The following is a 14,554-nucleotide window of genomic DNA, read 5'->3' as shown; positions in this document are numbered from 1 at the left end:
GCCCCGATCGCCGGCCCCACCATGAAACTCGCCCCCGCCCAACTCGGCAAACACCTGCAAGGCACGCTCGCACCGGTCTACATCGTCAGTGGCGATGACCCGTTGCTGTGCCAGGAAGCGGCCGACGCCATTCGTGCCGCTGCGCGCCAGCAGGGCTTCGATGAACGCCAGGTGTTCAGCGCCGACGCCAACTTCGACTGGGGCACCCTGCTCCAGGCCGGGGCCAGCCTCTCGCTGTTCGCCGAACGACGCCTGCTGGAGCTGCGCCTGCCCTCGGGTAAGCCTGGCGACAAGGGCGCGGCGGCGCTGATCGAATACTGCTCGCGCCCGGCCGAAGACACCCTGCTGCTGATCAGCCTGCCCAAGCTCGATGGCAGCGCGCAGAAGACCAAATGGGGCAAGGCGCTGGTCGACGGCGCACAGTGTCAGTTCGTACAGATCTGGCCGGTGGATGCCAACCAGTTGCCGCAATGGATTCGCCAGCGCCTGTCCCAGGCCGGCCTTGCCGCCACCCAGGATGCCGTTGAACTGATCGCCGCCCGGGTCGAGGGCAACCTGCTGGCGGCCGCGCAGGAAATCGAAAAGCTCAAGCTGATGGCCGAAGACGGGCAGATTACCGTCGAGACCGTCCAGGCGGCCGTTGCCGACAGTGCGCGCTTCGATGTATTCGGCCTGACCGATGCGGTGCTGGCCGGCGATGCGGCCCATGCCTTGCGCATTCTGGAAGGACTGCGCGGTGAGGGCGTGGAAACCCCGGTGATTCTCTGGGCCCTGACCCGCGAACTGCGTGCCCTGGCGACCATGGCCCTGCAGTTCAGCCAGGGCATGCCGCTGGACAAGGTGTTCAGCTCGGCGCGCCCGCCGGTCTGGGACAAGCGCAAGCCACTGATGGGCAAGGCCTTGCAGCGCCTGTCCAGCAAGCGCTGGAACCAGTTGCTGCTCGATGCCCAGCAGATCGACGCACAGATCAAGGGCCAGGCACCCGGCTCACCGTGGAGCAGCCTGGCGCGACTGGCCCTGATGATGGCGGGGCAACGGTTGCAGTTGCCGTAGCAGCCTACATGGGACCGGAGTGTAGGAGCGCGCTCTGCCCGCGACCGGCTGCGTTAGCAGTCGTAAAATTGTGGCGTTTCACAAATTTTGAAAGTGTTCACAGTCGTAAAATTGTGGCGTTTCACAAATTTTGCGAGCGCTGCGCACTCGGTCGCGGGCAGAGCGCGCTCCTACAAAGGGTGAATTCAATATCCAGCAAAATCTGTCAGTACTTGTATGTGTGATTAGTGTGAAGGTCGCTTCATAGCACAGGTCTATTGGACACGCTGCGCGTCGTGTCCGATCATGCGTCCCGCACACACCCGAGGGAATTATTGCCATGAGCAAGAACAAGCGGCCCAACAAGGCCAAATCCATCATTGCCCAGCCATTGTTCCGCAGCCGCCAGGAGCGCCCGGCCAAGGGCAAAGGCAGCTACCGCCGCGAAGCCTTCCAGTCGAAAGACCGGGAGGCTTTTTACTTTATGGCTGCCTGATAAATGTCGTTACTTTCACAGCACCCGCAACCTGGCTGGCGTGTTAAGGTCTGCATCTAACGGTATTTGCCTGGACCCCAGCATGCACTTCTGTTTTACCCCACGCTGGCCCCTGCGCCAGTTGATCGCCGCCTCCAGCCTCATTGCCCTGGTCGCCTGCGCTGAAAAGCCCACTGCGGCCGACGCCACCCCGCTTCAGAACGTCAACACAGCCGCAGCGACTCCCGCGCCGGCTCTTGTTGCCCCGCTGGCGGTCGACGATACCCTGTCCCTCCAGCCTACCGTGAGTTTCAGCGAGTGGCAGGCCGGCTTTCGCAACCAGGCCCTGCAGGCCGGTATCCGCGCCGACGTCTTCGACACGGCCTTCGCCGGGGTCACACCCGACATGAGCGTGGTCAAGGCCGACCGTAGCCAGCCCGAGTTCAGCCGTCCGGTCTGGGAATACCTCGACAACGCCATTTCCAATGCCCGCGTGCGCAAGGGCCAGGCCCTGCTGACCCAGTACGCCAGCGAGTTGCAGGCCATCGAGCAACGCTACAACGTCGACCGCCAGACCCTGGTCGCCATCTGGGGCATGGAAAGCAACTTCGGCCAGTTCCAGGGCAGCCAGTCGGTGATCCGCTCGCTGGCCACGCTGGCCTATGAAGGCCGTCGTCCGGCCTTTGCGCAAAGCCAGTTGCTGGCGGCCCTGACCATCATCCAGCAAGGTGACATCAGTGCCGACCGCATGATCGGCTCGTGGGCCGGCGCCATGGGCCAGACCCAGTTCATGCCGACCACCTACAACACCCATGCCGTGGACTTCGATGGCGACGGCCGCCGCGATATCTGGAGCAGCCCCAGCGATGCCCTGGCCTCGGCCGCCCACTATCTGCAAAGCTCGGGCTGGCAGCGTGGACAGCCGTGGGGATATGAAGTGGTCCTGGCCAGCGGTTTCGACTACGCCCTGGCAGACCCTGCGATTCGCAAGAGCCTGGCGCAATGGCAGGAACTGGGTCTGAAGCTGCCCGACGGCACGCCGCTGCCGCCCGCCGCCGCCCAGCAACAGGCCTCCCTGCTGCTGCCGGCCGGTTACCGTGGCCCGGCCTTTCTGGTATTGGACAACTTCCGCGCCATTCTCAAGTACAACAACTCAAGCTCCTACGCCATGGCCATCAGCATGCTGGGCGATCGCTTCAAGGGCGCCGGTTACGTTGTGGGCAGTTGGCCGCGCACCGACCTGCCGCTCAGTCGCTCCGAGCGCATGGAGCTGCAGAGCCTGCTCAGTGCCCGCCAGTACGACGCCGGCGCGCCTGACGGAATCATTGGCACCAACACCCGCAAGGCGATCCGTAGCGCCCAACAGGCGCTGGGCTGGCCGGCCGATGGCTATCCGACCCACGAGCTGCTCAACAGCCTGCGTCAGCAGTAGGCGCCTTTTCAGCGCACATGAAAAAACGGGCCGCAGATCACTCTGCGGCCCGTTTTTTTATGCCCTGTGATCAGAGCGCTTGCTTGGCGATCTTGGCCTGCTCGTCGGCATGGTACGACGAACGCACCAACGGCCCGGACGCCACGTTCTTGAAGCCCATGCGGTAGCCTTCCTCGGCAAACCAGGCAAAGGTGTCCGGGTGCACGAAGCGCTGCACCGGCAAGTGGTTGCGCGACGGTTGCAGGTACTGGCCCAGGGTCAGCATGTCGATGTCATGCTCGCGCATGCGCTGCATGACTTCGATCACTTCTTCGTCGGTCTCGCCCAGGCCCAGCATCAGACCGGACTTGGTCGGCACGTGCGGCACCATCTGCTTGAAGCGTTGCAGCAGGGTCAGCGACCACTGGTAATCGGAACCCGGACGCGCGGCCTTGTACAGGCGTGGCACGGTTTCCAGGTTGTGGTTGAAGACATCCGGCGGCTCGGCGGCAGTGATTTCCAGTGCCACGTCCATGCGCCCACGGTAGTCGGGCACCAGGGTCTCGAGCTGTACGTTGGGCGACAGCTTGCGGATTTCGCGCAGGCAGTCGGCAAAGTGCTGGGCACCACCGTCGCGCAGGTCGTCGCGGTCTACCGAGGTAATCACGACGTACTTCAGGCGCAGGTCGGCAATCGCCACCGCCAGGTTGTGCGGTTCTTCGGTGTCCAGGGCCTTGGGACGGCCATGGCCCACGTCGCAGAACGGGCAGCGACGGGTGCAGATGTCACCCATGATCATGAACGTGGCGGTGCCGCCGGAGAAGCACTCGCCCAGGTTCGGGCAGGACGCTTCTTCGCAGACGCTGTGCAGCTTGTGTTTGCGCAGCAGTTGCTTGATGCGGTCGACTTCCGGCGAAACCGGGATACGCACGCGAATCCAGTCAGGCTTTTTCGGCAGTTCGACGGTTGGAATGATCTTGACCGGGATGCGCGCTACTTTTTCCGCGCCACGCAGCTTTACGCCTGCTTCGACTTTGGGGCGGGGCGCACGCTCGGACACATCCAGCGTCGGGATCAGGGTTTGCACGGTATCAGTCATATCAGTCTATTCCGCCCGTAAGGGTCGCCTGCTCAGCATAGTCGAGGTGTCTGACGAGCTGCGCGCGCAGCCGGGCACTTACCTCGGCAAATTCTATTGACCCGGCATGCTCACTCAGCTGGGTCATCGTCAGCCCTGCATAACCGCAGGGGTTGATACGCCGGAACGGCTCCAGGTCCATGTCGACATTCAGCGCCAGGCCATGAAAGGAACAACCGTTACGGATGCGCAGGCCTAAAGAAGCGATTTTCGCGCCTTCGACGTAGACGCCTGGCGCTTCGGCCTTGGCCGCCGCCACCACGCCGTAGCTGCCCAGCAGATCGATCAGGCAGTTTTCGATACGCGTGACCAGGTCACGCACGCCACAGCCCTTGCGCCGGACATCAAGCAACAGGTACGCCACCAGTTGGCCGGGGCCATGATAAGTCACCTGGCCACCACGATCGACCTGTACGACAGGAATATCGCCCGGCAGCAGCAAATGCTCGGCCTTGCCGGACTGGCCCTGGGTGAACACCGGCGGGTGCTGCACCAGCCAGACCTCATCGGCGGCCTCGCGGCCACGGGTGTCGGTGAAGCGCTGCATCGCATGCCAGGCCTGCTCGTAGTCGACCAGTCCCAGCTCGCGGATGCCGAGAACATCGCTCATCAGAGCACCATGTGCACGACACCCGTCGCGCGCAGGGCGCTATTGATGTCGCGCAGCTGATCCTCGCCGATGGCGATGATGTGCAACTGGACGGTGGTGTACTTGCCGTTGCTGCTCTGACGCTCGGCCAGGGTCTTGAGATCGACTTCGGCGTGTTTCTTGAGGATCTCGATCACGCTGTTGGTAAAGCCTACACCGGTGTCACCGATCACCTTGATCGGGTAGTCGGCGCAGGGAAATTCGATTCTTGGTGGCTGTACATCGGTATCGGTCATGGCAGTAAAGGTCTCACAAGCCGTGACGACGGACACGCCGCCCGTCCGGATCACGGACGGGCGGCGAGAGAGTCGGCATTGATTTCTGGATTGTCAGTTGAACAAACCGAAGAAGAACAGGCGAATGCTATCCCACACACGGCGGAAAAAGCCACCTTCCTCGACGCCATCGAGGGCGATCAGGTCGGCGGTGTGCACCACTTTGTCTTCCATGCGCACTTCAACCTTGCCGATGACATCGCCCTTGGCGATCGGCGCGACCAGTTGCGGGTTCATGGTCATGCTGGCAGACAGTTTTTTCATCTGCCCTTTCGGCATGGTCAGGCTCAGGTCATCGGCAAGGCCGGCCTTGACCTGGCGGGTAGCGCCTTTCCAGACCGGGGCCTGGGCCAGCTCGGCACCCTTCTGATAGAAGTTCTGGGTTTCGAAGAAGCGGAAACCGTAGGTCAGCAGTTTCTGGGTTTCAGCGGCCCGGGCCTGCTCGCTGTTGGTGCCGAAGACTACGGCGATCAGGCGCATGCCGTCACGCACCGCCGAGGACACCAGGCAATAGCCGGCTTCGTCGGTGTGACCGGTCTTCAGGCCGTCGACGGTCTTGTCGCGCCACAGCAGCAGGTTGCGGTTAGGCTGCTTGATGCCGTTCCAGAAGAACTCTTTCTGCGAGTAGATCGCGTAATGAGCCGGGTCTTCATGAATGATCGCCCGGGCCAGCTTGGCCATGTCGTGCGCCGAGGAGTAATGCTCGGGGTTCGGCAGGCCGGTAGGGTTCATGAAGTGGGTGTTGGTCAGGTTCAGGTCGGCCGCGGTCTTGTTCATCATGTCGGCGAACGCGTCTTCGCTGCCGGCGATGTGCTCGGCCAGGGCGACGCTGGCGTCGTTGCCCGACTGGATGATGACCCCGTGCAGCAGGTCGCTGACGCTGACCTGGCTGCCGACCTTGATGAACATCCGCGAACCGCCGGTGCGCCAGGAATTCTCGCTGACCGTCACCGGATCGTTTTCGCCGATCTGGCCACGGCGGATTTCCAGGGTCGCGATGTAGGCCGTCATCAGCTTGGTCAGGCTGGCCGGAGGCAGGCGCTGGTCGCCGTTGTTCTCAACCAGAACGTTGCCGCTGGAGGCATCCATCAGCACGTAGGATTTGGCGGCCAGTTGCGGTGCCGCCGGTGTCATCTGTTCTACGGCCCAGGCAGCAGGCGTGATGATCAGTGGCACTAGCAGGCACAAACGTTTTGCAAAGGTTGTGATGTTCATCCGTCTCTCTAAATTGCTGATGGCAAACATGCCCTCGCGGGCAAAACTCAAGGATCCGTGAAAGGGCGCGCCTTCCCGTCTCCCGTGACGCCAGGCCAGGCCTGGCAGGCAAGAAGCATCTTGCCGCTGCATCGTCACCTACTGCTCTGCCCGGCAGGTTGAGGCCATGATGCGGTGCGTTTGCCTGCCGTGAAGACGGCAGGCGGCGCGGTCAATCAGGGGTCACCATGCTGGGCGAACCCAGGTTGGCCGACCTTACGCTGTCCTGCAGTTGCTGGGCTTCACCCTGGGTGGCCACCGGCCCCATCCGCACGCGATAGAGTGTCTGCTGGTTGCGTGCGATGGAACTGACGAACACCGGCGCCCGGACCATCGTGCTCAGTTTCGAGCGCAGCAGCTCCGCAGCATCCGGGTTGGCGAAGGCCCCTACCTGGAGAAACAGCCCAGCGGCTGATCCTGAATCGTTTTTTTTTGCCTCAACCTGCAAGGGCACGGTCGGGGCGGCATGCTGCTGGGGCGGCGGCGTCCATTGTTCGATCGTGCCGGTGGAGGCGGTGATCACCGGTGCCACGGCCCTGGGCGCCACTTGCGGCTGGCTGAGCATCAGCGGTGCCTGGCCGCCGCGCTGGTCCCACCACTGTTGCGGGTCGATGCCTTCGACCTTGACCCTGGCGGTACCGCTTTCGGCATAACCGAGCTTCTTGGCGGCGGCGTACGACAAATCGATGATGCGGTCCGAGTAGAACGGCCCACGGTCGTTGACCCGCAGGACAACGGTACGGTTGTTGTCCAGGTTGGTGACCTTCACGTAGGTCGGCAGCGGCAGGGTCTTGTGCGCGGCACTCATGCCGTACAGGTCATAGACTTCGCCGTTGGCGGTGTTCTGGCCGTGGAACTTGGTGCCGTACCAGGAAGCGGTGCCAGTGGCGACATAGCGCCGACCGTCGCTCATGGGAAAGTAGTTCTTGCCCAGTACGGTGTAGGGGTTGGCCTTGAAGGCACCAGTGTGCACGGTTGGCGTGGCATCGGGAATCTTGGTGATGTCGACGTCCCACCAGGGCGCACCGTCCTTGTGGGCACGGTTGATGTCCAGGCCTGGCGTGGCACGCACGACCGGGCCGCTACCGCTTTTCTGGGGAGATCGGCTGGGTGACGAGCAACTGGCAAGCACCAGTCCGAGCCCGGCACACAGCAGCAGTTTCAGTGAGGTACTTGCCCGCATTACTTGAAGCCTCGAGCTTGAACCAGCGATTCGGATAACTGATGCACGGCCATGGCGTACATCACACTGCGGTTGTAACGGGTGATTGCATAAAAATTGTTCAATCCTATCCAGTATTCAGGGCCTTGATCGCCTTCAAGGCGAAAGGCGGTGACCGGCAGGTCGGCGCGCAGCGCATCATGACTTGCCCAGCCCAGGGCTCGCAACTCCCCAAGGCTCATGACCGGGTCGAGTCCGGGGCTCAGCCCCTTGTCGACCTGCGGCCCCTGTACGCTGGCACGGCTGACAACCGGCTGTCCGGCCGTCCAGCCGTGGCGCTTGAAGTAGCTGGCCACACTGCCGATGGCGTCGTCCGGGTCGGTCCAGATATTGATATGGCCATCGCCGTCGAAATCCACGGCATAGGCGCGAAAGCTGCTGGGCATGAACTGCGGCAGGCCCATGGCGCCGGCGTAGGAGCCTTTGACAGTCAGCGGGTCGATCTGTTGTTCGCGGGCCAGCAGCAGGTACTCGCGCAGTTCCTTGCGGAAAAAGTCGGCGCGCGGCGGGTAGTCGAAGCCCAGGGTCGACAACGCATCGATCACCCGGTAGTTGCCGGTGTTGCGGCCAAAGAAGGTCTCGACGCCGATGATTGCCACGATCACCTGGGCGGGCACGCCGTATTCACGCTCGGCACGGGCCAGCACCGCTTCGTGCTGGCGCCAGAAATCCACACCGCGGGCGATGCGCGCCTCGGTCATGAACATCGGTCGGTATTCCTTCCACGGCTTGACCCGTTCGGCCGGGCGCGAGATGGCATCGAGGATCGCCTGCTTGCGCTCGACCTCACGGAAGATGCTCATCAATTGTTCACCGGCAAAACCATGATCGCGGGTCATCTGACCCACGAACTCGGCTACCTGGGGCGAACCTTCGTAGGCACCGGCCATGGCCTCCTGCAGCGAGCCGAGAAGTCCCACCAGGCCGACCAGCGGAGCGTAGCGAGCCCAGTTGCGCACTGCTTGCATTGAATAGTTCACCTTGATCAAGTTTGTGCGATCCATTTGCGATGGGTATGAATCGACATCAAAATTCCAAACGCTGACAGCAGGGTCACCAGCGAAGTTCCCCCGTAGCTAATGAAGGGTAACGGAACCCCCACCACTGGCAGCAAACCGCTGACCATGCCGATATTGACGAACACATAGACAAAGAAGGTCATGGTCAGTGCCCCGGCCAGCAACTTGCCGAACAGGGTCTGGGCCTGGGCGGTGATGACCAGCCCGCGACCGATGAGCAACAGGTAGATGATCAGCAGCGCACAGATGCCGACCAGGCCGAACTCTTCGCCGAGCACGGCGATGATGAAGTCGGTGTGGCTTTCCGGCAGGAAGTCCAGGTGCGACTGGGTGCCCAGCAGCCAGCCCTTGCCGAACACGCCGCCCGAGCCGATGGCGGCCTTGGACTGGATGATGTTCCAGCCGGTGCCCAGCGGGTCGCTCTCGGGGTCGAGAAAGGTCAGCACCCGCTGCTTCTGGTAGTCGTGCATGAAGAAGAACCACATCAGCACGGCCGCTGGTACGGCCGCCGCCAGCACACTGACGATCCAGCGCCAGCGCAGGCCGGCCATGAACAGCACGAAAGCGCCCGAGGCCAGGATCAGCAGCGAGGTGCCAAGGTCAGGCTGGCGCACAATCAGCACAAAGGGCACGCCGATCAGCGCCAGGCTCACGGCCACATGCTTGAGTTGCGGCGGCAGCGTGCGTTTTGACAGGTACCAGGCAATGGTCGCCGGCATCAGGATCTTCAGGAACTCCGAAGGCTGGAAGCGGATGACGCCGGGAATGTTGATCCAGCGGGTCGCGCCCATGGCGTTGTGGCCCATGATGTCGACCACCACCAGCAGGATCACGCCGATCACATAGCCCACCGGCACCCAGCGCGCCATGAAGCGCGGCTCGAACTGGGCAATGATCACCATCGCAACCATGCCCAGGCCAAAGGAGCTGGCCTGCTTGAGCAGCAGGTCCCAGTTCTTGCCACTGGCCGAATACAGGACGAACAGGCTGCCCGCGGCCAGAATCAGCAGCAGCACCAGCAACGGACCGTCGATATGAATGCGCTGCAGCAGCGTGGCGCGGCGACGCATGACGTCTTCGCTGGACAGGATGCGGTCGAAATTACTCTTCACGGGCAGCGGCCTCGGCGGTCGGTGCAGCGCCGCGTTCGGGGTTGAGGGAGCCGGCGTATTCAGGCTTGAGGTGACCGTTCTGGTCCAGCAGCCAGGCGTCCATGACCTGACGGACCACAGGCGCCGCGACGCCGGAGCCGGACTCGCCGTTCTCGACCATCACCGCCACCACGATCCTGGGGTTGTCGGCCGGGGCAAAGCCGACGAACAGGGCGTGGTCGCGATGGCGCTCCTGGACCTTGGTGCGGTCGTACTTCTCGCCCTGCTTGATGGCCACGACCTGGGCCGTACCACTCTTGCCGGCGATGCGGTATTGCGCACCGACGGCGGCCTTGCGCGCGGTCCCGCGGGCACCGTGCATCACTTCCTGCATGCCGTGGTTGACCCGCGCCCAGTTATTGGGGTCGCGCAGGATGATGTCCGGCACCGGATTGGGATCGACCGGCGGCTGGCCTTCGATGGTCTTGGCCAGGTGCGGCCGAATCCACTTGCCCTTGCTGGCCACCAATGCCGTGGCCTGGGCCAGTTGCAGCGGTGTGGCCTGCATGTAGCCCTGGCCGATCCCCAGGATCAGCGTTTCGCCGGGGAACCAGGCCTGGCGGCGCGTGGTGCGCTTCCATTCCCGGGACGGCATCAGGCCGGGGGATTCTTCGAACATGTCCAGCGAGACCTTCTGGCCGATGCCGAACTTGTTCATGTAGACCGACAGCTTGTCGATGCCCAGCTTATGCGCCAGGTCATAGAAGTAGGTGTCGTTGGAACGCATGATCGCGGTGTCCAGGTCGACCCAGCCGTCACCGGAGCGGTTCCAGTTACGGTATTTGTGGTCATAGTTGGGCAACTGGTAATAGCCGGGGTCGAATACCCGCGAGCCCGGCGTGACGGCGCCACCGTCAAGCCCGGCAATGGCCACCGCCGGCTTGATGGTCGAGCCCGGCGGGTACAGGCCGCGCAGGATGCGGTTGAACAGCGGCCGGTCGATGGAATCGCGCAACTCGGCATAGGCCTTGAAGCTGATGCCGGTGACGAACAGGTTCGGGTCGAAGCTGGGGGCGCTGACCATGGCCAGCACTTCACCGGTATTGGGGTCGAGCGCCACCACGGCCCCGCGACGACCGCCCAGTGCCGCTTCGGCCGCTTCCTGCAGGTGAATGTCCAGGCTCAGGACAATGTCCTTGCCCGGCACCGGGTCGGTGCGCTTGAGCACCCGCAGCACCCGCCCGCGCGCATTGGTTTCGACTTCTTCGTAGCCGACCTGGCCGTGCAGTTCGTTTTCATAGAACCGCTCGATGCCGGTCTTGCCGATGTGGTGGGTGCCACTGTAGGCCACCGGGTCGAGGGTCTTGAGCTCTTTCTCGTTGATACGCCCGACATAACCCACCGAGTGCGCGAAGTGCGCGCCCTGCGGGTAATGCCGCACCAGCTGCGCCACCACCTCGACCCCGGGCAGGCGAAACTGGTTGACCGCCACCAGGGCGATCTGCTCTTCGGTCAGCTCAAAGAGAATGGGCACCGGCTCGAACGGCCGGCGCCCCTGCTTCATGCGCTTTTCGAAGATGGCCCGGTCATCGGGGCTCAGTTGCAGCACCTCGACGATGGTGTCGAGCACCCCGGCCCAGTCACCGGCCCGTTCGCGGGTCATGCTCAGGCTGAAGCTGGGCCGGTTATCGGCGACCACCAGGCCATTGCGGTCGAAGATCAGGCCGCGGCTGGGCGGGATCGGCTGGACATGGACCCGGTTGTTCTCAGACAGCGTGGAGTGATAGTCGTACTGGATGACCTGCAGGTAATACAGGCGCGCAATCAGTACGCACACCAGCAGCACGATGGCCACGGCCCCGACCACGACACGGCTGCGCACCAGGCGTGCGTCTTTCTCGTGGTCTTTGAGGCGGATCGGCTGGGACATTTGGAGGGCGAACTACTTGTGGTAAGGGTGCCCGGACAGGACTGTCCAGGCGCGATAGATCTGTTCGCCGATCAGGATGCGTACCAGCGGATGCGGCAAGGTCAGCGGTGACAGCGACCAGCGCTGTTCGCTGCGCGCGCACACCTCTGGCGCCAGCCCTTCCGGGCCGCCGACCATGAGGTTGACCGTGCGGGCATCCAGACGCCAGCGATCGAGCTCACCGGCCAGTTGCTCGGTGCTCCAGGGCTTGCCCTGTACCTCGAGGGTCACGATCCGCTCGCCCGGTTGCACCTTGGCCAGCATGGCTTCGCCTTCCTGACGGATCAGGCGCGCCACGTCGGCGTTCTTGCCACGGGTGTTGAGCGCGATTTCGACCAGCTCAAGGGACAGCTCCGAAGGCAGGCGCTTGGCGTACTCGTGCCAGCCCTCTTCGACCCACTTGGGCATGCGCGAGCCTACGGCAATCAGGCGGATACGCACGACAGCGGCTTATTCGAAACCTGGGGTGTGATGCGCAGCGCTGGCGGCGCGGCTTTGTTCGGCGCCCTGCCACAGGCGTTCGAGGTCATAGAACTGACGGGCAGCTGCGGTCATCACGTGCACTACGACGTCGCCCAGGTCCAGCAGCACCCAGTCGCTGTCGCCCTTGCCTTCTTCGCTCAGCGGTTGCACGCCGGCGGCCTTGACCTTTTCACGCACGCTGTCGACCAGGGCGTTGAGCTGGCGGTTGGAAGTACCGGTGCAGATCAGCATGTAGTCGGCAATGCTGGTCTTGTCACGTACGTCGATGGCCAGGATATCGGCGCCTTTTACATCTTCCAGTGCGGCGGTGGCCAGCTTGACGACTTCTTCACTGTTCAATTTCTGCTTGGTCATAAAAACTCATTCACTCATCAATGTGGACACACCCTGTGGCTTGCCATGCAAGCGTATCAGGGCGCTCCGTCGGTCTTCGGCGCACGGTACAGCCCGTGCGCTTCGATATAGGCCAGAACCGCATCCGGTACCAGAAAGCGTACCGATCGGCCATCGGCCAGTAATTGGCGGATCTGGGTGGCCGACACCGATAGCGGTGTCTGCCAGACAAACGTAATGTTCCCGCCCGGCCCCGGCAGGGCCAACGGGTCGCTGACGGCGCGCGCCGCCAGCAGGTTGCGCAAGGCTTCAGGCGGTTCGCTGTCCGCATCCGGACGTTGCAGCACCACGATGTGGCAATGCTCCAGCAGGTGTTCCCAGCGGTGCCAGGCCGGCAGGCTGCAGAACGCATCCCACCCCAGCAACAGGAACAGTTGATCATCGGGGTCCATCCCGGTCCGCATCGACTCCAGGGTGTCGAGGGTGTACGACGGCTTGTCGCGCGCCAGCTCACGGTCATCCACCGTCAGCGGTGCCACCCCGGCCACAGCGCAACGCACCATGGCCAGGCGATCCCGGGCCGAGACGTTCGGCAGTTCGCGGTGCGGCGGCCGGGCACTGGGCGTCAGGCGCAGCTCGTCGAGACCGAGCAGCTCGGCGACTTCAAGGGCTCCACGCAAATGACCGATGTGCACCGGATCGAACGTGCCGCCCAACATGCCGATGCGCCTGGGCAAGGCGGGCGCGGACTGGCTCAAGTCAGACAGGCTCCTGTCCACGCAACTGGCCGTCGCCGATCACGATGTATTTCTCGCACGTCAGCCCTTCCAGCCCGACCGGGCCGCGAGCGTGCAGCTTGTCGGTGGAAATGCCGATTTCGGCACCCAGGCCATATTCGAAGCCGTCGGCAAAGCAGGTCGGCGCGTTGACCATCACCGAGCTGGAGTCGACCTCGGCCATGAAGCGCCGGATCTGGCCTTGATGTTCGGACACGATACCGTCGCTGTGGTGCGAGCCGTAGTGGTTGATGTGCTCGATGGCCTCATCCAGGCTGGCCACGACACGGATTGACAGGATCGCCGCCAGGTATTCGGTGTGCCAGTCGTCTTCGGTGGCCGGCAGGGCGTCGATCAGGGCGCGGGTGCGCTCGCAGCCTCGCAGCTCGACGCCCTTTTCACGCAATTGCGCGGCCATAGGCGGCAGGAAGTCGGCGGCCACGGCCTGGTCGACCAGCAGGGTTTCCATGGCACCGCAGATACCGTAGCGATAGGTCTTGGCGTTAAAGGCAATCTGTTGGCCCTTGCTCAGGTCGGCATGGGCGCTGATGTAGATATGGCAGATACCGTCCAGGTGCTTGATGACCGGCACGCGGGCATCGCGGCTGATGCGCTCGATCAGGCCCTTGCCGCCACGCGGAACGATCACGTCGACGAACTCGGGCATGGTGATCAGGGCGCCGACCGCTGCGCGATCAGTGGTTTCGACCACTTGCACGACGCCCGCCGGCAGACCGGCTTCGCTCAGGCCACGCGCGATGCAGGCGGCAATGGCGCGGTTGGAGTGAATGGCTTCGGAGCCGCCGCGCAGGATGGTCGCGTTGCCGGACTTCAGGCACAGGCTGGCGGCATCGATGGTCACGTTCGGCCGCGACTCGTAGATGATGCCGACCACGCCCAGCGGCACGCGCATCTTGCCCACCTGGATACCGGACGGTCGATGACTCATGTCGCGGATCGCGCCGACCGGGTCCGGCAGGCTGGCCACCTGACGCAGCCCGACGATCATGCTGTCGATGCGTGCAGGGGTCAGCGCCAGGCGATCGAGCAAGGCCGGCTCCAGGCCATTGGCGCGGCCGTGGGCCAGGTCTTGCTCGTTGGCAGCCGACAGTTCGGCGCGCGCAGCGTCCAGCGCGGCGGCGGTGGCCAGCAAGGCGCGGTTCTTCTGCGCGGTACTGGCACGGCCGATCACACGCGAGGCTTGGCGGGCGGCGCTTCCCAGGCGGGTCATGTAGTCAAGAACAGACTCGGTCATGGTCTCAGGAGGTCTTGGCAAAGAGGAAAGCGGTCGATTATAGCTGTCGGGCCGCCCGAACGACAGCGCAGACAGGCGGATGGTCGACATCCTTGCAAAATCTTCATTAACACCGTGTCTCACAGGCTTTACAGATGACCCCGACTGCCCAAGACCCTATCTTGTCATTTCC

Annotated in this window: 15 protein-coding genes; 3 read left to right on the top strand and 12 right to left on the bottom strand. The window is 63.5% G+C overall.

All coding sequences use genetic code 11. The features are described from left to right. Positions 1–21: 21 nt before the first annotated feature. The 3 genes from holA to ASF84_RS26475 all read left to right on the top strand — a co-directional run bounded on the left by holA (position 22) and on the right by ASF84_RS26475 (position 2,939). Complete coding sequence (holA, locus tag ASF84_RS26485; RefSeq protein WP_056841875.1) at positions 22–1,053, top strand: DNA polymerase III subunit delta; 1,032 nt, start codon at positions 22–24, stop codon at positions 1,051–1,053. A 319-nt stretch (positions 1,054–1,372) separates the two neighbouring features. Beyond that, positions 1,373–1,528, top strand: a complete 156-nt coding sequence (gene arfA / locus ASF84_RS26480) for an alternative ribosome rescue factor ArfA (protein ID WP_056841874.1) — start codon at positions 1,373–1,375, stop codon at positions 1,526–1,528. Between the two features lie 82 nt (positions 1,529–1,610). After that, positions 1,611–2,939 (top strand): lytic murein transglycosylase, encoded by a 1,329-nt coding sequence (locus ASF84_RS26475; RefSeq protein WP_056841873.1) that lies wholly within the window; start codon positions 1,611–1,613, stop codon positions 2,937–2,939. Positions 2,940–3,009: 70 nt separating this feature from the next. On the opposite strand, the gene lipA is transcribed toward ASF84_RS26475, so the two are convergent. The 12 genes from lipA to ASF84_RS26415 all read right to left on the bottom strand — a co-directional run bounded on the left by lipA (position 3,010) and on the right by ASF84_RS26415 (position 14,382). Beyond that, positions 3,010–4,017, bottom strand: coding sequence for a lipoyl synthase (gene lipA, locus ASF84_RS26470; protein WP_056841872.1), 1,008 nt, complete (start codon positions 4,015–4,017; stop codon positions 3,010–3,012). 1 nt (position 4,018) lies between these two features. Then, positions 4,019–4,666: a lipoyl(octanoyl) transferase LipB gene (lipB, locus tag ASF84_RS26465; RefSeq protein WP_056841871.1), complete on the bottom strand. Its 648-nt coding sequence runs from the start codon at positions 4,664–4,666 to the stop codon at positions 4,019–4,021. After that, on the bottom strand, positions 4,666–4,941 hold the full coding sequence (locus ASF84_RS26460) for a DUF493 domain-containing protein (RefSeq protein ID WP_056841870.1): 276 nt from the start codon (positions 4,939–4,941) through the stop codon (positions 4,666–4,668). The genes lipB and ASF84_RS26460 overlap by 1 nt, the downstream gene beginning before the upstream one ends. 93 nt (positions 4,942–5,034) lie before the next feature. Further along, the gene (locus ASF84_RS26455) at positions 5,035–6,195 is read right to left on the bottom strand and encodes a D-alanyl-D-alanine carboxypeptidase family protein (RefSeq protein WP_056841869.1); all 1,161 of its coding nucleotides are present in this window, start codon (positions 6,193–6,195) and stop codon (positions 5,035–5,037) included. Positions 6,196–6,406: 211 nt separating this feature from the next. After that, positions 6,407–7,417 carry a septal ring lytic transglycosylase RlpA family protein gene (locus tag ASF84_RS26450; RefSeq protein ID WP_056841868.1) on the bottom strand — a complete coding sequence of 337 codons (1,011 nt, stop codon included), beginning with the start codon at positions 7,415–7,417 and terminating at the stop codon, positions 6,407–6,409. Beyond that, positions 7,417–8,424, bottom strand: a complete 1,008-nt coding sequence (gene mltB / locus ASF84_RS26445) for a lytic murein transglycosylase B (protein ID WP_056842008.1) — start codon at positions 8,422–8,424, stop codon at positions 7,417–7,419. The genes ASF84_RS26450 and mltB overlap by 1 nt, the downstream gene beginning before the upstream one ends. 17 nt (positions 8,425–8,441) lie before the next feature. Then, the gene (gene rodA, locus ASF84_RS26440; protein WP_056842007.1) at positions 8,442–9,545 is read right to left on the bottom strand and encodes a rod shape-determining protein RodA; all 1,104 of its coding nucleotides are present in this window, start codon (positions 9,543–9,545) and stop codon (positions 8,442–8,444) included. A gap of 31 nt (positions 9,546–9,576) precedes the next feature. Beyond that, the gene (mrdA, locus tag ASF84_RS26435; protein WP_056841867.1) at positions 9,577–11,496 is read right to left on the bottom strand and encodes a penicillin-binding protein 2; all 1,920 of its coding nucleotides are present in this window, start codon (positions 11,494–11,496) and stop codon (positions 9,577–9,579) included. Between the two features lie 12 nt (positions 11,497–11,508). Next, entirely contained in the window at positions 11,509–11,976 is a 468-nt protein-coding gene (gene rlmH / locus ASF84_RS26430) for a 23S rRNA (pseudouridine(1915)-N(3))-methyltransferase RlmH (protein ID WP_056841866.1), read from the bottom strand. Between the two features lie 9 nt (positions 11,977–11,985). Then, complete coding sequence (rsfS, locus tag ASF84_RS26425; RefSeq protein WP_056841865.1) at positions 11,986–12,372, bottom strand: ribosome silencing factor; 387 nt, start codon at positions 12,370–12,372, stop codon at positions 11,986–11,988. Between the two features lie 56 nt (positions 12,373–12,428). Beyond that, complete coding sequence (gene nadD / locus ASF84_RS26420; RefSeq protein WP_162241281.1) at positions 12,429–13,088, bottom strand: nicotinate-nucleotide adenylyltransferase; 660 nt, start codon at positions 13,086–13,088, stop codon at positions 12,429–12,431. 22 nt (positions 13,089–13,110) lie between these two features. After that, entirely contained in the window at positions 13,111–14,382 is a 1,272-nt protein-coding gene (locus ASF84_RS26415) for a glutamate-5-semialdehyde dehydrogenase (RefSeq protein WP_056841863.1), read from the bottom strand. Positions 14,383–14,554 lie beyond the last annotated feature (172 nt).

The sequence above is a fragment of the Pseudomonas sp. Leaf127 genome (genome assembly GCF_001423155.1).
Taxonomy (GTDB): domain Bacteria; phylum Pseudomonadota; class Gammaproteobacteria; order Pseudomonadales; family Pseudomonadaceae; genus Aquipseudomonas; species Aquipseudomonas ovata.
The sequence above is the reverse complement of the archived record's forward strand: the minus strand, read 5'-3'. Positions and strand labels throughout refer to the sequence as shown.